The 20,635-nt window shown below is 67.6% G+C and carries 19 protein-coding genes; 12 read left to right on the top strand and 7 right to left on the bottom strand.

From position 1 onward, the window contains the following. Positions 1-11 precede the first annotated feature (11 nt). Positions 12-545, top strand: coding sequence for a hypothetical protein (locus tag CJZ78_RS03420; protein ID WP_094559635.1), 534 nt, complete (start codon positions 12-14; stop codon positions 543-545). 5 nt (positions 546-550) lie between these two features. Further along, on the top strand, positions 551-1,579 hold the full coding sequence (gene trpS / locus CJZ78_RS03415) for a tryptophan--tRNA ligase (RefSeq protein ID WP_094559510.1): 1,029 nt from the start codon (positions 551-553) through the stop codon (positions 1,577-1,579). A gap of 141 nt (positions 1,580-1,720) precedes the next feature. On the opposite strand, the gene CJZ78_RS03410 is transcribed toward trpS, so the two are convergent. From CJZ78_RS03410 to CJZ78_RS03400, 3 genes are read right to left on the bottom strand one after another with little or no spacing between them, the layout of a single operon-like run. Beyond that, the gene (locus CJZ78_RS03410; RefSeq protein WP_094559509.1) at positions 1,721-2,113 is read right to left on the bottom strand and encodes a DUF2752 domain-containing protein; all 393 of its coding nucleotides are present in this window, start codon (positions 2,111-2,113) and stop codon (positions 1,721-1,723) included. Between the two features lie 2 nt (positions 2,114-2,115). Then, entirely contained in the window at positions 2,116-2,562 is a 447-nt protein-coding gene (locus CJZ78_RS03405) for a TM2 domain-containing protein (protein ID WP_094559508.1), read from the bottom strand. 2 nt (positions 2,563-2,564) lie between these two features. Continuing rightward, positions 2,565-2,975 carry a DUF2605 family protein gene (locus CJZ78_RS03400; protein ID WP_094559507.1) on the bottom strand — a complete coding sequence of 137 codons (411 nt, stop codon included), beginning with the start codon at positions 2,973-2,975 and terminating at the stop codon, positions 2,565-2,567. 155 nt (positions 2,976-3,130) lie between these two features. Between CJZ78_RS03400 and thrS the strand changes: the two genes are divergently transcribed. The 7 genes from thrS (at position 3,131) to CJZ78_RS03365 (ending at position 12,479) form a co-directional block, all read left to right on the top strand. Continuing rightward, the gene (gene thrS / locus CJZ78_RS03395) at positions 3,131-4,852 is read left to right on the top strand and encodes a threonine--tRNA ligase (protein ID WP_233128473.1); all 1,722 of its coding nucleotides are present in this window, start codon (positions 3,131-3,133) and stop codon (positions 4,850-4,852) included. After that, positions 4,849-5,844, top strand: a complete 996-nt coding sequence (gene glk / locus CJZ78_RS03390; RefSeq protein WP_094559505.1) for a glucokinase — start codon at positions 4,849-4,851, stop codon at positions 5,842-5,844. Before thrS ends, glk begins: the two co-directional genes overlap by 4 nt. Positions 5,845-5,886: 42 nt before the next feature. Next, positions 5,887-6,852, top strand: coding sequence for a homoserine kinase (thrB, locus tag CJZ78_RS03385; RefSeq protein WP_094559504.1), 966 nt, complete (start codon positions 5,887-5,889; stop codon positions 6,850-6,852). 122 nt (positions 6,853-6,974) lie between these two features. Continuing rightward, positions 6,975-8,564, top strand: coding sequence for an NAD(P)H-quinone oxidoreductase subunit 4 (locus CJZ78_RS03380; RefSeq protein ID WP_094559503.1), 1,590 nt, complete (start codon positions 6,975-6,977; stop codon positions 8,562-8,564). Positions 8,565-8,617: 53 nt separating this feature from the next. Beyond that, positions 8,618-10,702: a M3 family metallopeptidase gene (locus tag CJZ78_RS03375; RefSeq protein ID WP_094559502.1), complete on the top strand. Its 2,085-nt coding sequence runs from the start codon at positions 8,618-8,620 to the stop codon at positions 10,700-10,702. Continuing rightward, positions 10,702-11,787, top strand: coding sequence for a phosphotransferase enzyme family protein (locus tag CJZ78_RS03370; RefSeq protein WP_094559501.1), 1,086 nt, complete (start codon positions 10,702-10,704; stop codon positions 11,785-11,787). Before CJZ78_RS03375 ends, CJZ78_RS03370 begins: the two co-directional genes overlap by 1 nt. Further along, entirely contained in the window at positions 11,787-12,479 is a 693-nt protein-coding gene (locus CJZ78_RS03365; RefSeq protein WP_094559500.1) for a DOMON-like domain-containing protein, read from the top strand. Before CJZ78_RS03370 ends, CJZ78_RS03365 begins: the two co-directional genes overlap by 1 nt. Here CJZ78_RS03365 and CJZ78_RS03360 read toward each other — a convergent pair. The 4 genes from CJZ78_RS03360 to CJZ78_RS03345 are packed head-to-tail and all read right to left on the bottom strand — an operon-like array spanning position 12,460 to position 19,319. Next, complete coding sequence (locus CJZ78_RS03360; protein WP_233128452.1) at positions 12,460-12,852, bottom strand: dihydroneopterin aldolase; 393 nt, start codon at positions 12,850-12,852, stop codon at positions 12,460-12,462. The genes CJZ78_RS03365 and CJZ78_RS03360 overlap by 20 nt on opposite strands. Continuing rightward, entirely contained in the window at positions 12,849-14,150 is a 1,302-nt protein-coding gene (locus CJZ78_RS03355) for a glutamate-5-semialdehyde dehydrogenase (protein WP_094559633.1), read from the bottom strand. Before CJZ78_RS03355 ends, CJZ78_RS03360 begins: the two co-directional genes overlap by 4 nt. Before the next feature lie 7 nt (positions 14,151-14,157). Beyond that, positions 14,158-15,054, bottom strand: coding sequence for an ROK family protein (locus CJZ78_RS03350; protein WP_094559499.1), 897 nt, complete (start codon positions 15,052-15,054; stop codon positions 14,158-14,160). Beyond that, positions 15,054-19,319, bottom strand: a complete 4,266-nt coding sequence (locus tag CJZ78_RS03345) for a translocation/assembly module TamB (protein ID WP_143592838.1) — start codon at positions 19,317-19,319, stop codon at positions 15,054-15,056. The genes CJZ78_RS03350 and CJZ78_RS03345 overlap by 1 nt, the downstream gene beginning before the upstream one ends. A gap of 65 nt (positions 19,320-19,384) precedes the next feature. Between CJZ78_RS03345 and CJZ78_RS03340 the strand changes: the two genes are divergently transcribed. From CJZ78_RS03340 to CJZ78_RS03330, 3 genes are all read left to right on the top strand, one after another. Beyond that, positions 19,385-19,852 (top strand): Ycf51 family protein, encoded by a 468-nt coding sequence (locus tag CJZ78_RS03340; RefSeq protein ID WP_094559497.1) that lies wholly within the window; start codon positions 19,385-19,387, stop codon positions 19,850-19,852. 2 nt (positions 19,853-19,854) lie between these two features. Next, the gene (locus tag CJZ78_RS03335) at positions 19,855-20,238 is read left to right on the top strand and encodes a DUF4332 domain-containing protein (protein WP_094559496.1); all 384 of its coding nucleotides are present in this window, start codon (positions 19,855-19,857) and stop codon (positions 20,236-20,238) included. Positions 20,239-20,300: 62 nt separating this feature from the next. Next, positions 20,301-20,627 (top strand): hypothetical protein, encoded by a 327-nt coding sequence (locus CJZ78_RS03330; protein ID WP_315859675.1) that lies wholly within the window; start codon positions 20,301-20,303, stop codon positions 20,625-20,627. The last annotated feature ends 8 nt before the right edge of the window (positions 20,628-20,635 follow it).

The following is a 20,635-nucleotide window of genomic DNA, read 5'->3' as shown; positions in this document are numbered from 1 at the left end:
AGGCTGCGGCCATGGCCGACGACACCACCTCTTCCCAACCCCGCGACGACCGGGGGGGACGTCCCAGTGGGGGCCGCCCGCCCGGAAACCGGGAACCCGGCGGATTCCGCATCCGGCTGAGCGACAACGAAATGCGCGCTGCCAGGGCGATCCAAGACAGCTTTGGCCTGCGCTCCACGGTGGCGGCCCTTGGCCTGGCGATCCGCACCGTGGCCCAACTGCTTGAAGACGGCCAACTCGATGAGCTCGTGGCCCAACAACGGGCCCAGGCAGGCAACCGTGGCGATGGGCCTCGTGGCGAAGGCGCCCGTGGTGATCGTCCCCGCGGCGACCGCCGACCCGGATCGGGTGAAGTGCGTGGCGACCGTCAGGATCGCGCCCCCCGGATCGATCCCTTTGCCCGGCCCAGCAAGCCGCCGGCCCCGGCGCCCGAGGTGGTTGAAGCTGTCGCCGAAACCGACGCCGAAGCCGTGGTTGATGCGGCCGTCGAAGCTGCCGAGGACGCACCCGTCAGCGCATCTGGCGACACCAGCACCGAGAGCTGAGACCCATGCCACGGCCGAGGGTTCTGTCCGGGGTCCAGCCCACCGGGGCCTTGCACCTCGGCAACTGGCTGGGGGCCATCCGCAACTGGGTGGACCTGCAGGACAGCCACGACACCTACTTCTGCGTGGTCGACCTGCACGCGATCACGGTGCCCCACGACCCGGCACGGCTGGCGGAGGACACCCTCACGACCGCAGCCCTGTATTTGGCCTGTGGCATTGACCCCCAGCGCGCCACGGTGTTCGTGCAGAGCCACGTCGCCGCCCATTGCGAGCTGGCCTGGCTGCTGAACTGCGTCACCCCGCTCAACTGGCTGGAGCGGATGATCCAGTTCAAGGAGAAGGCAATCAAACAGGGCGATCAGGTGTCGGTGGGGCTGCTGGATTACCCGGTGCTCATGGCCGCCGACATCCTGCTGTACGACGCCGATCTGGTGCCGGTGGGCGAAGACCAGAAGCAGCACCTGGAGCTGGCCCGCGACATCGCCCAACAGCGCATCAACGCCCGTTTTGCTCCGCGGGACCCCAGTGGCGAGCCGATCCCGGTGCTCAAAGTGCCCGAACCCCTGATCCTGCGCGAGGGGGCCAGGGTGATGAGCCTCACCGATGGCAGCGCCAAGATGAGCAAGAGCGATCCCAACGAGGGATCACGGATCAGCCTGCTCGATCCTCCCGAGCTGATCACCAAGAAGATCAAACGGGCCAAAACCGACCCCACCATGGGTTTGGAGTTTGGCAATCCCGAGCGACCAGAAGCGGACAACCTGCTGGGCCTCTACGCCCTGATGGCTGGCAAGACCCGCGATCAGGCCACCCAGGAGTGCGCCGCCATGGGCTGGGGCAGCTTCAAGCCGCTGCTGGCGGAAGCCACCGTTGAAGCGCTGCGCCCGTTGCAGGAGCGCTACACGCAGTGGCGCCAGGACAGCGGTGCCGTGGCAGCCGTGTTGCGGGAGGGGGAGGCCAAGGCAGCTGCGGTGGCCAACGAAACCCTGGAGCGGGTCCGCCAGGCCCTGGGTTTCCTGCCGCGCAGCTGAGCTGCACCTGAACCATGGCTTGCTGGCATCCCCTCCCCCATTCATTCAACTGAGACTCAGTGTGACGCAAGCGCTCGTCGCACGCTGCGTCCCACTTATCTACCCCTCGCTGCTGGTTTGAGCCGAAAACCGACAGCCATGTCAAGGCGGCAAAGGCTGGCCATGGCTCCAGCCCCAGAGCCGCAGCAACCAGTAGCCAACCGCCAGCGCCGCCAACACGACGGCTCCCTGGAGCAGTGGGCGCCGAGACAAACGGCCGCCGAAAGCCACCCAGACGCCCAGACCCACCGTCAGCGCCACAAGCAGCGGCCCGAAGGCATGCCAATGCAGCGCCTGAGCCAGGTCGCCCTGCAGGGTGGCGAGCACCGACCGCGTCAGATAGCAGGTGGGGCAGGGAATTCCAGTGAGCTGACGCACCGGACAACGCCACAGCCCCAGAGGCAGGGCGCGGCCGTCGCCGGCCCTGGTCGCCAGTGCGAGCACCGTGGTGGCAGCCGCGATCCCGGCGGCGCGCACCAGCGTGGGGCGGCGCATGCTCACGGCTCCCGGTAAATCACCCGCCCCCGCGGGTCGTTGGCGACATCGAGCAGCTGGGCGTGCAGCAAGCGTTCAATTTCCTCACGCACCTCGCGACTCTCCACGCCCAGAGGCAGGTCCATCTCCAGGAGGGCGTCGTTGAGGGTGAAACCGGCTTCACCGCTGCGGCGGGCCAGTTGCACCAGCTGGCGCTCCACCGATGGCGGACCGCCCCGCAGCAGCAGGGACGCATTGGCCTGCTGCACCAACTCCGGCATCAGCCAGAGATCCACCAGCTGACCCACAAAGCAGAAGCCGAAGGTGAGCAGCCAGAGGACACCGCTGAGGGGCTTGCGGTTGTAAAAGCGGTGCACGCCGCACACACCCAGGCAACCGAGGGCCCAGAGGCCATAGGCCAGGGCCAGGTTGCGTTGCTCCGCGCTGAGCAGCCGTCGCGAGCTCCGCATCTCTACTGCGACGGCTCCTCAGAGAATCTGGATCCAGGCGCCCCTGGCAGGGGCAATCCGGCGGGCCACTCCATCTCCGGCAGGGGCACGCCCTGCATCCGCAGACTGGCCGACAGGTTCCACACCGTGAGCACCAGCTTGTGCCAAGGCGCCAGGGTCTCCATCTCCAGGGCCATCGGGATCGGGGCAGCCTGGCGCAGGCTGCTGGCAGCTGAGAGCTCTTTACGGGCCAGCTCCAGCCGGGCCCGCAGCTCATGTTGCTGCTCCTCAGGCATCACCGTTTCGGGGCAGTGGTCGAGCAGCACCAGCCCGCGCTCAAACCAGGTGCTGAAGTCGCCCAGCAGGGAACCCAGCAGCTGATCAAGCAGTGCCCCAGATGATTCCGGGGCTGGAGGGGGAGAGGAGGAACCCATCGATTCAGCCTAGGAGCGCTGCGTAGGATCGTCCCTCGCCCTTGATCGACGCGCGATCTGTGCCCGTGCCCGTGACCACCAGCAGCGCCGAGCCCGCACCGATCGCCCTGCCCAAAACCAGCGAGAGCGAGCGGTTGCTTCGCATCCGCCACTCGATGAGCCACGTGATGGCCATGGCGGTGCAGAAGCTCTTCCCGAAGGCCCAGGTGACCATCGGCCCCTGGACCGAGAGCGGCTTCTACTACGACTTCGACAGCCCTGATCCCTTCACCGAGGCCGACCTCAAGGCGATCAAGAAGGAGATGATCCGGATCATCAACAAGAAGCTGCCGCTCGAGCGGATCGATGTGAGTCGGGCCGAGGCCGAGAGCCGGATCCAGGCCCAGAACGAGCCCTACAAACTCGAAATCCTCGCGGGCATCCAGGAGCCCATCAGCCTCTACACCCTCGGCGAGGAGTGGTGGGACCTCTGCGCCGGCCCCCACGTGGCCAACACCAGCGAGCTCAACGCCAAGGCGTTTGAGCTCGAAAGTGTGGCGGGCGCCTACTGGCGCGGCGATGAAACCAAGGCCCAGCTGCAACGCATCTACGGCACCGCCTGGGAAACCCCTGAGCAGTTGGCCGAACACAAGCGCCGCAAGGAGGAAGCCCTACGCCGCGACCATCGGCGCCTGGGCACCGATCTGGACCTGTTTTCGATCGAGGATGAGGCCGGCGCTGGCCTGGTGTTCTGGCATCCGCGCGGTGCCCGCATGCGCCTGCTGATCGAAGACCTCTGGCGGGATCTGCACTTCAAAGCGGGCTACGAGCTTCTGTACACGCCCCACGTGGCCGACATCAGCCTCTGGAAGACCTCCGGCCACCTCGACTTCTACGCCGAGAGCATGTTTGGCCCGATGCAGGTGGATGAGCGCCAATACCAGCTCAAGCCGATGAACTGCCCGTTCCACGTGCTCACCTACGCCAGCACCCTGCGCAGCTACCGGGAGCTGCCGATCCGCTGGGCCGAGCTGGGCACCGTGTATCGCTACGAACGCCCCGGCGTGATGCACGGGCTGATGCGGGTGCGCGGCTTCACCCAGGACGACGCCCACGTGTTCTGCTTTCCGGAGCAGATCAGCGATGAGATCCTGCGCATCCTCGATCTCACCGAGCAGATCCTCAGCACCTTCGATTTCCGCAATTACGAGATCAACCTCTCCACCCGGCCGGAGAAATCGATCGGCGAGGACGCCGTGTGGGAACTGGCCACCCAGGGCCTGATCGAAGCGCTGAACCGCAAGGGCTGGGCCTACAAGATCGACGAGGGCGGCGGCGCCTTCTACGGCCCCAAGATCGACCTCAAAATCGAAGACGCCATCGGCCGGATGTGGCAGTGCTCCACGATCCAGCTCGACTTCAACCTGCCGGAGCGCTTCGCATTGGAGTACGTGGCCGCCGATGGCACGCGCCAGCGCCCGATCATGATCCACCGCGCCATCTTCGGCTCGCTGGAGCGGTTCTTCGGGATCATGACCGAGAACTATGCCGGCGATTTCCCTTTCTGGCTGGCCCCCGAGCAGATCAGGCTGCTGCCGGTCACCGATGAGGTGATGCCCTACGCCGAGGAGCTCCTCGGCCAGCTCAACGCCGCGGGCGTACGCGCCAGGATCGACCACTCCGGCGATCGCCTCGGCAAGCTGATCCGCAACGGCGAGCAGATGAAGATCCCTGTGCTGGCTGTGATCGGCGCCAAAGAGGCCGAAAGCGGCCAGGTGAGCCTGCGCAGCCGCCGCGATGGGGATCTGGGCAGCGCGTCCGTGGCCGATCTGCTCGCGGCCGCGACGGGTGCCAATGCCCACCGCGCCGCAGGGCTGGGGCTCAGCGCACAGCCATGACCACCCTGCTGGCCGGCGACATCGGTGGCACCAAAACCCTCTTGGCGCTCTACGCGCTAGGGGAGCAAGGCAACCTGAGCCTGCTGGGCAGCGAGCGCTATTCATCGGCCGACTGGGACGATCTAGCGCCCATGGTGCGTGCCTTCCTGGCTGCCGGATCCCACCAGCCCCCGGCAGCGGCCTGCCTGGCGGTGGCCGGGCCGGTGGAGGGGGGGCAAGCCCAGCTCACCAACCTCAGCTGGCAGCTGGACGAGGCACTGCTGGCGAGCGCAACCGGGATCGGCCAGGTCGCGTTGGTCAATGATTTCGCTGTTCTGATTTACGGGCTGCCCCACCTCGCCGAGCACCAGCAGGCCCCGATCCGTCCGGGGCGACCTCGGCCCGAAGCGCCACTGCTGGTGTTGGGGGCGGGAACGGGCCTGGGGGTGGCCTACGGGGTGCCGACGCCCACAGGCCTGGTAGCGATGGCCAGCGAAGCCGCCCATGGCGAATTTGCCCCCCGCAGCCAGGCGGAGTGGGAGCTCAAGCAATGGCTGGCCGCTGCACGCGGTCTGGAGCGGGTGTCGATTGAGCGGGTGGTGAGTGGCACGGGGCTCGGCGAGGTGGCGCGCTGGTTGCTGGCCAGTCGCCACCCGGACGCCGGCCATCCCCTCAGCGCCTTGGTGGATGGAGACGCCTTACCAGCGGCAGTGGCCGCAGCCGCCGCCCGGGGCGATGCCCTGGCGGGCGAAGCCCTGGCACTTTGGATCAGCTGTTACGGCAGTGTCTGCGGCGATCTCGCCCTGGCCGGCCTCAGCCGCGGCGGGGTGTGGCTGGCCGGCGGTACCGCCGCAAAACTGCTGGCGGCCCTCCAGTCGCCCGGTTTCACGGAGGCCTTTCTGCGCAAGGGACGCCTCGCTGCCGTGCTGGCCGACATGCCGATCACCGCCGTACTCGATGCCGCGATCGGCCAGTTCAGCGCCGCCTGCCGAGCGCGCATGCTGGTGGCCTGAGATTGGGCGGCCTGAGACACTGGGTCGAGCAGACGTTGTTGCATGGTGCGCCCCCGGGTCGGCCAAGGGGTTGTGGTTCACGTTCCCGCCACCACAGCCAATGTGGGCCCTGGCTTTGACTGCCTCGGAGCGGCTCTTGATCTCGACAACGTTTTCCAGATGCGCTGCATCGAGGGTGGCAGTGAGCGCTTCGATCTGATCATCGAAGGCAGCGAGGGCGCCCACCTGCGCGGGGGCCCCGACAACCTGGTGTATCGCTCCGCCCAACGGGTGTGGAAGGAAGCCGGTGAGGAGCCGGTAGCCCTCGAGGCCCGGGTGCGCTTGGCCGTGCCACCGGCCCGTGGCCTGGGCAGCAGCGCCACGGCGATTGTGGCTGGCCTGATCGGCGCCAACGCCCTGGTGGGCGAGCCCCTCAGCCGCGAGAAGCTGCTGGAACTGGCCATCGACATCGAAGGCCATCCCGACAACGTGGTGCCCTCCCTGGTGGGCGGGCTGTGCATGACCGCCAAAGCCGCTTCCCACCGTTGGCGGGTGGTGCGTTGCGAGTGGTCGCCGGAGGTGCAGGCCGTGGTGGCGATCCCCGCCATCCGGCTCACCACCAGCGAAGCCCGCCGTGCCATGCCCAAGTCGATTCCGGTGGGTGATGCGGTGATCAACCTGGGATCGCTGACGCTGCTGCTGCAGGGGCTGCGCACCGGCAACGGCGACCTGATCACCGATGGCATGCACGACCGCTTGCATGAGCCTTACCGCTGGGGTCTGATCCATGGCGGCAAGGCCGTGCGAGAAGCGGCTCTGGCCGCTGGCGCCTGGGGCTGCGTGATCAGCGGCGCCGGCCCCAGCCTGCTGGCCCTCTGCCCCAAGCCCGTGGCCGAAGCGGTGAGCACGGCAATGGTGCGGGCCTGGCACCAGGCCGGCGTGGAATCGCGCTCCGAGGTGTTGCCACTCCAGCAGGAGGGGAGCCGCTGGGAAGCGCTGCCCGATCAACCGGCCGGAGCCCCCAGCTGAATCCAGCGATCTAAGTATTTTTACTCAACTCCCCTGGGGCGACTGATAGATTCATCGCCGATTCCAACAGGGTCCGATCTCGGTCCTGCCCTGGGAATTACCAGATCTGCAACCGGGCCGTGATGGACGCCAACCTGCCCCTGCTCGCCGCGTCCAGCCTTGCCCTGCCCACCGAGGACAGCGCGTTTCCTTGGTTAAGCCTGATCGTGCTGCTCCCGGCGGCGGTCGCCCTGTTGATGCCCCTGCTGCCAGGAGATGGCAGCGATCCGAAATGGCCGCGCACCCTGGCCCTGGGGGCCCTGGGGGTCGACTTGGCTCTTATGCTGATTTGCTTCAGCCAGCATTACGACGGCTCCGACAGTGGCCTGCAACTGGTGGAGCGGGTCAGCTGGGTGCCAGCCCTTGGCTTGGAGTGGTCCCTGGCAGCCGATGGCCTCTCCGCTCCTCTGGTGCTCCTCTCTGGCGTGGTCACGCTGCTCTCGGTTGCGGCCAGCTGGAACATCCAGCGCAAAACCCGGCTCTACTTCGGTTTGATGCTGGTGCAGGCCTCGGCCCAGGGCCTGGTGTTTCTCTCCCAAGACTTCCTGCTCTTCTTCCTCGCCTGGGAACTGGAGCTGGTACCCGTTTACCTGCTGATCGCCATCTGGGGCGGCAAGCAACGCCAATACGCGGCCACCAAGTTCATCCTCTACACCGCCACAGCTTCCCTGCTGATCTTGCTCAGCGGCCTGGCCCTCGCCCTCTCTGGCGACACCTTCACCTTCAACCTCTCGGAGCTCTCCACCCGGTCCCCTGGAGGCACCTTCGGCCTGCTCTGCTATCTGGGCTTCCTGGTGGGCTTCGGCGTGAAATTGCCGGTGTTCCCGCTGCACACCTGGCTGCCCGATGCCCACGGCGAAGCCAACGCGCCGGTGTCGATGCTGCTGGCGGGGGTGCTGCTCAAGATGGGCGGTTATGCCCTGCTGCGCTTCAACGTGCAGATGCTGCCGGAGATCCACCTGCAGCTAGCGCCAGCCCTGATCGTGCTGGGCATCGTCAACATCATTTACGGGGCGCTGAACGCCTTCGCTCAAGACAACGTCAAGCGCCGTATCGCCTGCAGCTCGGTGAGCCACATGGGCTTCGTGCTGGTGGGAATCGGCGCGATCGATGCCCTCGGCCTCAGTGGCGCCATGCTGCAGATGATCAGCCATGGCCTGATCGCCGCCGCCATGTTCTTTGTCACCGGTGTGTTCTACGAGCGCACCGAAACCCTGTCGATCCCCAACATGGGGGGCCTGGCCAAAGCTCTACCGATCACCTTCGCCTTCTTCCTGGCCAGCTCCCTCGCCTCACTGGCCCTGCCTGGCATGAGCGGCTTTGTCAGTGAGATCACGGTGTTTCTCGGCGTGACGGCGAACGACGGTTTCACCATCGGCTTCCGCGTGATCACGATCGTGCTGGCGGCCATCGGCCTTGTGCTGACGCCCATCTACCTGCTCAGCCTCTGCCGCCGCGTGTTTTTTGGCCCCAGGATTCCGGCACTGGCCATGGTGGGCGACATGCGCCCGCGCGAACTGCTGATCGGTCTGACCTTGCTGGTGCCGACCCTGGCCATTGGCTTCTGGCCCCGGCTGGCGATCGATGTCTATGAGGCGTCCACCAATGCCCTGGCCGAGCAGCTCAGCTCCACCGCCCTGCTCGCCGTGGGCCGGTTGACCGCCCTGGGCTGAACCACGCCACCCCGCTCCAATCGGGTGAAATGGAGGCACTTCCGATCGCACCCATGACCGTGAGCGCTTCGCTGCCACTGCTGGCTGGCCAGGGTCTGCCCCAGTTTGAGGCGATCACACCGGAGCAGGTGCAGCAGGGCATCCCCGCCCTGCTTGATGCCCTCAACAGTGAACTCACGGCCCTGGAAACCAAGCTGGAGCAGAGGCTGGCCGAGGCCACTCCGCTCGCCTGGGACGAGCTGATGGATCCCCTGCACCATCTCGGCGAGCGCCTGCGCTGGAGCTGGGGGGTGGTGAGCCATCTCAATGGCGTCTGCAACACCCCCGAATTGCGGACGGCCCACCAGCAGCAGCAGGGCGCCGTGGTGCAATTCGGCAACCGCGCCGGCCAGTCGCGGCCGATCTACCGCGCCCTCGAAGCCCTGCAGCAAAACGCCGCCAACCTCGATGGCACCCAGCGCCGCATCCTGGAGGCCGAGCTGCGCGACATGCGCCTGCGCGGGGTCGGGCTGGAGGGAGCGGAGCAGGAGGCCTTCAATGCCGCCAGCGCCCGGCAGGCCGAGCTGGCCACCACCTTCAGCAACCACGTGCTCGATGCCACCAATGGCTGGAGTCTCACCCTCACCAGTGAGACCGACCTGGCCGGCTTGCCGGCGAGTTTGCGGGAGCTGCTGGCCCAGGCCGCCCGGGATGCTGGCGAGAGCGGCTGGCGGCTTGGACTCGACATGCCCCGGGTGGTGCCGTTCCTCAAATACAGCCAGCGCCGCGACCTGCGCGAGCAGGTGTACCGCGCCCAGGTGAGCCGGGCCTCCACGGGCGAGCTCGACAACCATCCCCTGATCGAGCAGATCCTGCAGCTGAAGCTGGAGCAGGCCCAGCGCCTGGGCTATGCCAACTGGGCCGAGGTGAGCCTCGCCTCGAAGATGGCCGGCTCAGTGGCGGAGGTGGAAGCGTTGCTCGACGACCTGCGAGCCGCCGCCTATCCCGCCGCCCAGCAGGAGCTGGAGGCCCTTGCCGCCTGCGCCGCCCGCCATGGCGCCGACGAGGCCGCGGCACTCAAACCCTGGGATGTGAGCTACTGGGCTGAAGTGTTGCGGCAAGAGAGCTTCGACCTCGATAGCGAAGCCCTGCGGCCCTGGTTCTCCCTGGAGCAGGTGCTGCAGGGGCTGTTCGGCCTCTGCCAGCGCCTGTTCGACATCCGCATCGTTGCCGCCGATGGCGAGGCGCCCATCTGGCACAGCGATGTGCGCTATTTCCGCGTGCTCGATGGGGCCAGCGGCCAAGCCCTGGCAGGCTTTTACCTCGATCCCTACAGCCGCCCCGGCAGCAAGCGCGGTGGTGCCTGGATGGATGAGTGCCTCGGTCGCTCCCGCACCCATGCCGGCGAAGCGGTGCTGCCCGTGGCCTACCTGATCTGCAACCAGAGCCCGCCGGTGGGCGACACCCCCAGCCTGATGACCTTCGACGAGGTGGAAACCCTCTTCCACGAGTTTGGCCATGGGCTCCAGCACATGCTCACCACCGTGGAGCGCCCGCAGGCCGCCGGAATCAACAACGTGGAATGGGATGCGGTGGAGCTGCCGAGCCAGTTCATGGAGAACTGGTGCTACGACCGAGCCACCCTGATGGGCATGGCCCGCCATTGGCAAACCGGTGAACCCCTGCCGGAATCGGACTATCAGAAGCTGCTGGCGGCGCGCACCTTCATGGGTGGCAGCGCCACCCTGCGGCAGGTGCACTTCGCCCTCACCGACCTGCGCCTGCATAGCCAGTGGACGCCGGCTTGCGGCCAGAGCCCGGAGCAGCTGCGCCGCGACCTCGCCCGCACCACCACAGTGCTCGAACCCATCCCCGAAGACGCCTTTCTCTGCGCCTTCAGCCACATCTTTGCTGGCGGCTATTCGGCCGGCTACTACTCCTACAAGTGGGCCGAGGTGCTCAGCGCCGACGCCTTCAGCGCCTTTGAAGAGGTGGGGCTCGAGCAGGAAGAAGAGATCGTGGCCACCGGCCGCCGCTTCCGCGACACCGTGCTCAGCCTGGGCGGCAGCCTCCCTCCAGCGGAGGTGTTCGAGGCTTTCCGCGGCCGCCAACCCAGCAGTGAGGCCCTGATCCGCCACTCCGGGCTGGTGGCCGCCTGATGGCTGCTGCCGCCCCGGAGCTGGTGGCCATCGCCGAGGCCTTTGCCCTGCCCGGGCCCGTCACCGCGATTGCGCCCCTGGGCAACGGCAACGTCAACGACACCTACCGGGTGGACACCGCCGGAGGCGATCGCTTTGTGCTGCAGCGGATCAACAGGGCCGTGTTTCCCCAGCCCCAGCTGGTGATGGGCAACCTCCAGGTGCTCAGCAACCACGTCCAACAGCGGCCGATGGCGGGCCAACGCTGGGAGGTGCCCCAGGTGATCCCCAACCGCCACACGGGAGAGCCCTGGATGGAGAGGGGGGACCAGTTCTGGCGGCTGCTCACCTTCGTCAACGACGCGGTGACAGTGGATGCCATCACCACCGCGGAGCAGGCTCGGCAGGTTGGGCGGGGTCTGGGGTTGTTCCACAGCCTGATCAGCGATCTGCCCGCCGAGCAGCTGGCCGACACCCTGCCCGGGTTCCACATCACACCCGGCTATCTAGCCGCCTACGACACCACCCTGCAGTCCACGTTGCACCAGCTCTGCGATCGGAGCCAGTGGTGTTGCACCTTTGTGGAGCAGCGCCGCAAGCTTGCCCCGCTGCTGGAGGACGCAGCAACGGCCGGGCGGCTGCAGCTACGGCCCATTCATGGCGATCCCAAGGTGAACAACGTGATGCTCTGCGCCAACACGGGGATCGCTGTGAGCCTGGTGGATCTCGACACGGTGAAGCCCGGGCTCGTGCACTACGACATCGGTGACTGCCTGCGCTCCGCCTGCAATCGTCTCGGAGAGGAAGCCGGCGATGGCGAGGGGGTGTGCTTCGACCTGGAGCTCTGCCGGGCCGTGCTTCAGGGCTACCTGGGGGCGGCCCGCGCCTGCCTCAGCGCTGCCGACCTCGACCACATTTTCGATGCAGCCCGCCTGATCAGCTTCGAGCTCGGCCTGCGTTTCTTCAGCGACCACCTGGCGGGCGATGCATACTTCCGCACCAGCAGGCCCGGCCACAACCTCGATCGCGCCCGGGTGCAGTTTCGGCTCACCGAAAGCATCGAAGCCCAGGAAGCTGAGATCCGCGCCATCGTCGACGCGCTGTGATGACCAGCACTCCCTTCCGGCTGATCCCCTTTAGCGGCGGCAGTCCAGACAAGGAGCCTGGTGGCTCCAGCCTTCCTGAGAGCTTCACGATCAGCGGCCACCTCAGCTTCACCGCAGGCACCCTCGAGGCCGACACCCTCGAGATTGCCTACCAACTCCAGGGCGATCTGGCCCGGCTGAGCCTCCCCGCTCCCGCCAGCCAGCCGGAGCGGCGCGATCTGCTCTGGCAGACCACCTGCCTGGAGCTGTTCCTGGCCCGCCAGGGAGCCAACGGCTACTGGGAATTCAACCTGTCCCCGGCCGGCCACTGGAACGTCTACCGCCTGGAGGGCTACCGGCAGGGATTGACGCCCGAACCGGCCTATCAGCAACTGCTCTTCCAGGTGGAACAGCATGGGGCAGGCTTCACGACGCAGCAGCTGACCTTGACGCTGCGCTGCCCACTGCCCCCCGATGTGCAAAGACAAGGCGTTGAAAGAGCTTGTGAAACAGGTTGTGAAACAACTGGTGAATCAGCTTTTGAAACAGCTGGTGCAACTGGGGCCACCTCAGTTGAACGCCCAGGGCTGGAGGTTGGCATCACGGCCGTCATCCAAGGCAGCGATGGAACCCTGAGCTACTGGGCCCTGCACCATCCAGCCGCCGAGGCCGATTTCCACCATCGCGGTGGATTCACAATTCAGGTGCCATGAGCCAGCGTCGGCGACGCTCCACCGCCACAACGCCGCCAAAGCCCGGCACCGGAGCGTGGCATTTGCGCAGCTCCAGGCGGATTGGCACCGGCCCATAGAGCTCCTCAGCCAGATCCAGAATCCGCTCGCTGTAATTCTCGAGGGTTTGGCAGCAGATCGCTCGGGCCTGGCACTGCAGGGCCGTGATCAGCTGGCTGTAGTCGAGGGTGTCGCCGAGGGCATCGCTGCCGCCGGCCCTGGCCAGATCGACCGCCAGCTCGAGATCCAGCTCGAACCACTGGCCCTCGGCGCGCTCCACATCCAGCACCCCCACGTGGGCCCAGAGGCGCAAGCCGCGCACCCAGATGCGATCGCCGCCCACCGCGTCGTTCACAACGGCAGGCTGCGATGGCTGAACTGGCGCGCGCCACTGGCGTAGTCGGCGGCGATGTGGCCCTCGCCGCGCAGGCGGTAGCGGTAGGTGACCAGACCCTCCAGACCCACCGGCCCCCGGGGCGGCAGGGTCTGGGTGGAGATGCCCACCTCGGCGCCGAAGCCGTAGCGGAAACCATCGGCAAAGCGAGTGGAGCAATTGAGGTACACCCCGGCGCTGTTGACCGCGGCCAGGAAGCGATCGGCCGTGGCGGCATCCCGGGTGCAGATGGCATCGGTGTGGCGCGAGCCGTGCCGGGCGATGTGATCCAGGGCAGCATCCAGATCGGACACCACCTTCACGCTCAGGATCAGATCGGAATACTCCGTGCTCCAGTCGTCGTCGCTGGCGGCATGGCTCACCCCCAGTGCCATGGCGGCGGCATCGCCGCGCAAGTCCACGCCGGCGGCGGCAAAGGCCGCCACTGCCCGGGGCAGAAACGCCGGGGCGATCGCCGCATCCACCAGCAGGGTTTCGATCGCGTTACAGGCGGCGGGGTATTGGGTTTTGGAATCCAGCGCCACCTTCAGGGCCAGATCCGGGTCGGCGGCCCGATCCACAAACAGGTGGCAGATGCCGTCGGCATGGCCGAGCACCGGAATGCGGGTGTTGTCCTGAATGAAGCGCACCAGGGCGTTGGACCCCCGCGGAATGATCAGGTCAACCAGTCCATCGAGCTTCAGCAGACCCAGGCTCTCCTCCCGGCTGGTGAGCAGCTCCAGGGCATCGGGGGCCACCTGGCTCTCGGCCAAACCCTGGCGCAGCGCCGTGAGGATGGCCGCGCAGCTGTGGCTGGCTTCCCGCCCCCCCTTGAGCAGAGCCCCATTGCCAGAGCGGATCGCCAGGGAGGCGATCTGCATCACCGCATCGGGCCGGGCTTCAAAGATCACCCCCAGCACCCCCAGGGGCACCGTTACCCGCTCCAGCACCAGACCTTCATCCAGCTCGGTGTGCAGCTGGCGCTGCCCGAGCGGATCGGCCAGCTCGGCCACCTGGCGCACACCGGTGATGGCCCCATCCAGCTTGGCGCCATCGAGCTTGAGCCGGGCCACCAGGGCCGGGGCCAGATCCTCAGCAGCAGCGGCGCTGAGATCGGCCTGGTTAGCAGCCAGGATGGCGTCGCGGTTGCGTTCAAGGGCAGCGGCCATCACCAGCACGGCTTGCCGCCGCTGGTCGTCGCTGAGCTGGCCCAGGGCCATGGCGCAGCGGCGCACCTGGGACGCCCGGGCGAGCAGGTCTGGGGAGGGGTCAGGGATCATCGCGCCATCATCCCAAGCCAGGCCCCAAGCGCTCGAGGGCCAGCCGTGCGGCACCGAGCCGGCCAGCGCCATTGCCCAGGCTGCAACGCCGAATCGTCAGCCCCTCCCGGCTCACCGCCTGGACCCGCTGCTCCACCTCGCTCCACACCGCAGGCAAAACGTGGGCACTGGCGCCACTCAGGCCGCCACCAATCAGCACCAGCTCCGGCGTGAACACATACAGCAGAGAGCTCACGCCGATGCCCAACAGGCGGCCATAGGACTGCCACACAGCAAGCGCATCGGCATCGCCGGCATCGGCCCGGCGACAGAGCTCGGCTGGATCCACGCTGGAGAGTCGATCGAAGCCACGACGGCTGCAGAAGGCTTCCAGGGAGCCGCGGTTGCCGCTGTTGCAGGCGGGGCCGTCGGGATCGATGCCGATCAGACCGGGCTCCGCCGCCGCTCCCCGATGGCCGGTGAACAGTTGGCCATCCAGCAGCACCGCGCCGCCAACCCCGGTGCCCAAGGTGAGCAACAGCACATCGCGCGCCTCGCGAGCCGCCCCCAGCCAGTGTTCACCGATCAGGGCACAGTTGGCGTCGTTGGCCAGGGTGACGCGGCGCTCGAGCAGGGGTTCGAGCCAATCGGCCAAGGGCACATCCCGCCAGCCCGGCAGGTTGATGGCGATGCGCGCCACCCGGCCGTCCGCATCACTAGGTCCGGGATGGCCCACGCCCACCCGGTCGGCCAGACGCTCGGGGTCCAGCTGCTGCACCGCTTCCACAATCGCCGTGGTCACGGCCCCGGGCATGGCCGGCTGGGGGGTCGGCACCTGCAGCTCGGCCAGCAACGCCCCGGCTTCGCTGAAGCGGCCGAGCTTAATGGCGCTGCCGCCGAGATCCACGCCGATCAGCTGGTTCATCAGAAGCGGAAGAACACCTGCAACTGGGTCTGCCAGGCACCCTGGGCGTCAATCGAACCCTGCAGGTTGAGCAACTCGGAGGCCTTGAGATTGAGGTTCAGCTGGGGGGGCACATCGGAGCGGTTGGGGGCGGCCAGCACAGAAGCATTGAAGCGTTCCGAGATGTCGAGGCCGATCTCAGCCCCAAGCACCAGCTGGGGGGGAACCCGGCCTGAGCGGAGCTCGGTGGAGCTGTTCACCACCTGATTCACATAGGTGGGATAGAGGGCAAAACTGAGCCTTTGACCAAAGGCATCACTGAGGGTGCCGAGCAGGGGCGAGAGCAGGGTCTGGCCCAGGGCCGTAGCCAAAACGCTGGCACCGCCAGCACCAGCCAGTCCGGCCAAGGTGTTGCCACCGATCAGGGCCAGCAACCGGTCTTGAGAAAGGGGCGGCGAACTGCGCAGCACCAGATCATCGGCGAGGCGATCCGCCGGACCGCTCACACTGAGGAAGACCCGCACCAGGTTGAGCTGGTCGAGGGAATTGGTGGCACCGGAAGCCTGAAGATCCTGGAGCGACTGGCTGCCAGCCGGGCCCAGCCCGCTGGTGATCGGCAGGCTGTCGGACACCCGCGTGCGCAGGGAGATGTCGAGGTATGGGATGAGGCCCATCGACGGCGTGAACACCGCCACGTTGGGGGAATCGGAATCGAGGCTGAAGGTGGTTGTGAATAGGTTGAGGCGACCCCGCAAGAGCCGCACCACCCCCTGGAGCTGCAGGCTCGGATCGAGGCGTCCGTTGAGCCTCAACAGGCCACTGGTGCCGAAGCTGGCGAGGTTGGGGACCCCCACGTTGAGATCGGGGCCCAGGCTGAGACGCAGATCGTCGAAGCCAACGGCCCGGATATTGGGCACGGCGGCCCGCAGCGCCTCACTGGCGTTGCTCTCCACTTCCGGACCGAGCAACACGAGGGGTTGCTGATAATCCCAGCGAGCATCCAGCATTTCCGACGGTGTGGCCGCGGTCACCACCGGCCCTTCCTCGCTGGCCAAGCGACCCGGTTGGACATTCACCGTGCCCCTGGCTATGGCCAAGGCACCGCCGATATTGAGGGCGGGAATACTGCCCCCGATGAGCAGCTGACCATCGGCGACGGCCTTGATTCGGGGCAAGGCAAAGGGCACCGCCTTGATCTCCACCGCCAGTTGGGCGACCTGGCCATCGGCGCTGCGGGCGGGCTGCAGCAGGCCGAGAGATCCCTTCCCCGTAACAGATCCCTTCTCGCCCACCTTGGCGTTGAACTCCTGGAGCAACAGCTGTTCAAAGTCGAACAGCACGGTCGCTTCGACATCGCGCACCCGCTGGCCAATGAACTCCAGCTCGCCACCACGGAAACGCAAAAAGCCGTTGGCGATCGGATTGGCGATGCTGCCGCGCACCAGGAGCTGCAGGTCGCCGCTGCCCTTGTTCCACTCCAGGGCTGGTTGGGCCAGGTTGCTAAGGAAGCGCAGACCATCGTCCCGGCTGGCCAGGCGCAGCTCCAGCCCCTCCTGCTGGGAGTCCAGCGGCACGACCCCCGCCAGATCGACACTGCTGGAAACACCGTCGGCCCGCAGGGAGAGGTCGAGCAGGAGATTTCCGCCCTGTAACTGGATCAGTCCCCGCTCGAGGGCCAGGGAGGTCTGCTGCAACTTGGCTTCATTCAAGGCGAGGTTGAGGGTGAGTTCCGGCTCGCCAGCCCCGAGGCGGTAGCGCCCACGCGCCGACAACGTGCCCCGCAGTCCAGCTGGCACGGGGGTCAACAGCGCCAGTAGCTCCAGGGGCAGGTCGGCCAGGTTGAAGTCGCCAGAGCCGTTGCGCAGGGGCCCCTGGAAGCGCACCAGCACCGGCACCTGGGTGAGGGCCCTGTCCTGATCCTGCTCCGGCAACCAGAGCTGGGCCCGGGCCTCCAGGTCGGCATTGGCCTGAAGCAGGGTGGGGCCCGCCAGGCGAAGGTCGGCATTAACGCTGCCACCGAGCTGCGCCAGGCGCTCGCGCAGCGATAGGCGGCTGGTCTGCTCAGTCCGGTCTGCCAGCAACCGGGCCCGGGCCGCGTCCAGGGCGATCAGCTGGTCCTGAACACTGCCGCCAAAGGTGTCGATCAGCAACGTACCGATGTCGCTGGCCCGCCCCACGATCGGTTCTGCCGCGCCGCGCCACTGGGGCCAGGCACCCATCAGTTGCTGCAGAAACCGCACCGGCAGCTGACGGGCCTCAAGGCGCGAGCGGAAAGCCCCGTTCCACACACCACTCCAATCGACTGCCAGGGCACCGCCCCCCAAGGGGGACAGGCTGCCCTTGGCCTGGTAGCGGCGATCGGCATAGCGAAAATCGGCCTGGGCCGACTGGCCCCAGATGCCGAGGAACACCGGACGATCCAACTCGGCCGTGCCGCTGAAGGCCAACGGTTGGAGCTCGAGCAGCCCCTGGCCACTGAGTCGACCCTGCAGCGGTTGGCGGCGCGCCTGCGGGCCAAGGGCCAATTGCAAGCCATCAAGGGGGAGCCGGGTCGCCTGCCAGCGATAGCCCCGGGGCCGACCGGTCAAGGCCAGAGCTCCGGAGTCGCGCTCTAGGCGCACTTGATCAGGCACCCAGCTGGGATCGAAGCGGGCCTCCAACAGCCCCACCGGAGCCGGTGCCAGGGCCTCCATCCGCAGGCGCCCACCACCTGCGGAATCACCAAACCACTGGCCCTGCCAGCTTTCCCGCAAACTGATCGGCCCGGCCCCGGGTTGGTCGATGCGGAGGTCGAGATCGGGGGTAAGGGCCGACAGCGGACCCCGCACTCGGCCGGAGGCCTGCAGCACCCCCTGCAGCTGGGTGCCCACCAACAGATTGAGACGCGACAAGGGGTAGCGCTGCAACTCCAGGCTGAGGTCCAGCAGCCCTGGCACGAGGCCCTGGCCGGCCCGCAGCGCCAGGGGCAGGGCGCCGCGGGCCGTGAGTTGGGGGCTGGTGAAACGTTGCAGCACCAGCCGCTGGTCGCGCCAATCGAGGGCGGCCTCCCAACGCCCCAACAGGGGGTTGCTGGCCTGGCCCAGCACCGCTTGGAGCTGGGGCAATCGCCAAGGCCCCCGGGCCGTGAGGGTGCCGCTCACCACTTGGTCGAGCAGCCAGGGGGGGCTGCCGGGTTGCACGGGGAGGTCCCGTGGACGCAAACGCCATTGCCCGGTCAGATCGAGGCGCTGGCCCAGGCGGCCACGGGCCCGCAGCCAGGACCCACCACGGCGCAGCTCCAGTTGGCGCAGCTGCAGCTGGGCGCCATCCCACAGGGCCGCCCATTGCACCGTGCCGTCCAGTCCACGGGTGCCCGGTTGGGCCCAGCGCCAGCGTGAGCTGGCCAGCTCCAGCACCTGGCCCCGGCAGCGCAGCGGCAAGGAGGGCAACTCCAGGCGGCCACCCCCCTGGGCGGGGCGCCACTGCACCTGACCCAGCGTCAGCCCACCGCGGCAGGCCGGCAGGCGCCCATCCCAAGCCAACGCAACCGTGCCATCGAGCTGTCCAGCGAGCTGGCCTGGCAGGGGTAAAAGCGACTGCAGCGGATGCAGCGGAAAGGCCTCGCTGCGCAGCTGCCCCTGCCATTGACCCGCCTTCCAATCGCCCTGCCCGTCCAAGGTCACCAGGCCGGCCCCCTGCCCAGGCCGGAGCCGAGCGTTGACATGGAGCTGGTGGCGGTGGGTGAGCAGCGCGAGGCGCCCGGACAGGAGGAAGGTCTGGCCCGGAGGGGTCAAGCTGACCAGGGCCGGATCAGACAGCCGCAGCCGCAGGTCCAACCGGGGCGGCTGGGCTCCAGCAGCGAGGCGGCCCGGCACCCAGAACTGCCCTTTGGCGTTGCGGCGCAAATCTGCCCGCACCCCAGCCAACGTCACCTGCAGCACAGGCAGGCGCTGGCGCAGGCTGGCGAGCGGATCCACGCTGACCGCCATCGAGCCAACGGCAAGGCTGGAGGCGTCGCTCGGCCCTGGCCCGACCCGGCTGGGACCCAAGCGCAGGCCACCCCAGCCCAGGCCCTGATAGGGCCCGAGGGCGACCGGATGGCCCAGAAGCTCGGTCAACGGCCGCTCCAGCCGGGGCTTCCAGTGCCCGTAAAGGCGTCGCAGAGCGAGGTCGCCGCCCCACACCACCAACCCGCAACCTCCACCCAGCACCGCCAGAGCCACCCACACCCGGGCCCGATCAGAGCGGGGCGACCGGATTGGAGGTGGAGTGCTCGGACCGGGCTCCTGCTCTGGCAACACCGCCATCCCCGTGGGCTGCCACTGCCAGCGTCGGGCGCAATATAAAGGCCCAGAACCAACCTTCCAGCCCCATGGCCGCGGATCCGATCCTGTTCACAGCGGGCCAATGGCTGGGGGCCGCCAGCGGCGTGCTGGCTCTGGCCACGGTGGTGGGCTACCTGAGCCGTTGGGGGATTCGCTTCCGCCTGGTGGGAGTCACCAGCTTCACAGCCCTGCTGGCGGTGTCCTGCCTGGCCTTCGCGATCAGCTACACGCCGCGGGTGCAGCTGGAGGGAGCGGTGAGCGTGCCGGTGGTGTTTGACAACGGCAGCGATCTGGTGATTGCAGCGGCCCCGGCCGACCTTCCCTCGGAAGCGGAAGCGCCCACCGTGCAACAAGTGGCTCAGAACCTGCGCGGCAGTGGCCGCAGCAGCGCCGATGGGCTCGTGCACGTGCGCCTGCGGCGGATTGAGACGGTTGCGCCAGGACTCAGCAAACCGGCGGTGCTGGCCGAAGCCACCCGCAACTTGACTGACGGCACGGTTGAGCTGCTCCCCTGACGATGTGGCAACTTCCAGCCCATTTCCAGAGGGAGCAGCGCCAGCTGGAGGCCGCTGGGATCGTGAGCTGGGAGCAGCTGGCGGGCCTGCTGGATGCCGACCTGCGCCGCCTGGGCCGTAGCGGCGGAGCCAGTGAAGCTCGCCTGACCAAGCTGCGGGGCCAGGCCCGGCTGGTGGTGGAGGTGGGGGTGGAGCCGCCCGAGGCCGCCTTGCTGCTTTACGCCGGCATCGCCAACCGGGCCGGGCTGGCGGAGGCAGATCCACACAGGCTGCTGGTGCAGATGGGGCGGCTGCAACGCAGCTTGACCGGCATGGCAGCCCCAATGGTCGATCTGGTCACCCTGCAGAGCTGGATCCAGCGGGCCCGACGCCGCCCAACAAACTGATCCAGGCGGCCCGCCACCCGGTGCGCCAAGTCGCTGAAATAGATGTACTAGGGGTCTCTGCCATGGTGACCACCCGCGATTTCCTTCTGTTCAGGCTCCGCCAAAGGCTTTCACCGAGCCTGGCGTCTGTGCTGCTGGGCCTGCTTTCGGGTCTCGTTGCGGTGCCAAGCGCCGTGCAAGCCCAATCGGCCCTGCTGGAATCGGTCAAGCAAAATCCTGCCCGTGCCAAGGCGCTGTGCGGCCAACTGCGCAGCTTCAATGCCCAGGGTCTGGCCGCCACCTCGCCCGCCGCGGTTGCCCAGATCGCCCGCCAGGAAAATCTCAGCCCCATGGATGCCGAGGTGCTCACCACCTACGTGATCGGGCTCTACTGCCCAGACGTGCACTGAGTGCGCTG

It is taken from the genome of Synechococcus sp. 8F6 (assembly GCF_002252665.1).
GTDB lineage: Bacteria > Cyanobacteriota > Cyanobacteriia > PCC-6307 > Cyanobiaceae > Cyanobium_A.
Note: the sequence above shows the minus strand (reverse complement) of the source record. Positions and strands in the feature narration are given on the sequence as shown.

Excerpts from the sequence above, each read along its gene's own strand:
- CJZ78_RS03420 (WP_094559635.1), top strand. The coding sequence starts at position 12 with ATGGCCGACGACACCACCTCTTCCCAACCCCGCGACGACCGGGGGGGA.
- trpS (WP_094559510.1), top strand. The coding sequence starts at position 551 with ATGCCACGGCCGAGGGTTCTGTCCGGGGTCCAGCCCACCGGGGCCTTG.
- CJZ78_RS03410 (WP_094559509.1), bottom strand. The coding sequence starts at position 2,113 with ATGCGCCGCCCCACGCTGGTGCGCGCCGCCGGGATCGCGGCTGCCACC.
- CJZ78_RS03405 (WP_094559508.1), bottom strand. The coding sequence starts at position 2,562 with ATGCGGAGCTCGCGACGGCTGCTCAGCGCGGAGCAACGCAACCTGGCC.
- CJZ78_RS03400 (WP_094559507.1), bottom strand. The coding sequence starts at position 2,975 with ATGGGTTCCTCCTCTCCCCCTCCAGCCCCGGAATCATCTGGGGCACTG.
- thrS (WP_233128473.1), top strand. The coding sequence starts at position 3,131 with ATGAGCCACGTGATGGCCATGGCGGTGCAGAAGCTCTTCCCGAAGGCC.
- glk (WP_094559505.1), top strand. The coding sequence starts at position 4,849 with ATGACCACCCTGCTGGCCGGCGACATCGGTGGCACCAAAACCCTCTTG.
- thrB (WP_094559504.1), top strand. The coding sequence starts at position 5,887 with ATGGTGCGCCCCCGGGTCGGCCAAGGGGTTGTGGTTCACGTTCCCGCC.
- CJZ78_RS03380 (WP_094559503.1), top strand. The coding sequence starts at position 6,975 with ATGGACGCCAACCTGCCCCTGCTCGCCGCGTCCAGCCTTGCCCTGCCC.
- CJZ78_RS03375 (WP_094559502.1), top strand. The coding sequence starts at position 8,618 with ATGACCGTGAGCGCTTCGCTGCCACTGCTGGCTGGCCAGGGTCTGCCC.
- CJZ78_RS03370 (WP_094559501.1), top strand. The coding sequence starts at position 10,702 with ATGGCTGCTGCCGCCCCGGAGCTGGTGGCCATCGCCGAGGCCTTTGCC.
- CJZ78_RS03365 (WP_094559500.1), top strand. The coding sequence starts at position 11,787 with ATGACCAGCACTCCCTTCCGGCTGATCCCCTTTAGCGGCGGCAGTCCA.
- CJZ78_RS03355 (WP_094559633.1), bottom strand. The coding sequence starts at position 14,150 with ATGATCCCTGACCCCTCCCCAGACCTGCTCGCCCGGGCGTCCCAGGTG.
- CJZ78_RS03350 (WP_094559499.1), bottom strand. The coding sequence starts at position 15,054 with ATGAACCAGCTGATCGGCGTGGATCTCGGCGGCAGCGCCATTAAGCTC.
- CJZ78_RS03345 (WP_143592838.1), bottom strand. The coding sequence starts at position 19,319 with ATGGCGGTGTTGCCAGAGCAGGAGCCCGGTCCGAGCACTCCACCTCCA.
- CJZ78_RS03340 (WP_094559497.1), top strand. The coding sequence starts at position 19,385 with ATGGCCGCGGATCCGATCCTGTTCACAGCGGGCCAATGGCTGGGGGCC.
- CJZ78_RS03335 (WP_094559496.1), top strand. The coding sequence starts at position 19,855 with ATGTGGCAACTTCCAGCCCATTTCCAGAGGGAGCAGCGCCAGCTGGAG.
- CJZ78_RS03330 (WP_315859675.1), top strand. The coding sequence starts at position 20,301 with ATGGTGACCACCCGCGATTTCCTTCTGTTCAGGCTCCGCCAAAGGCTT.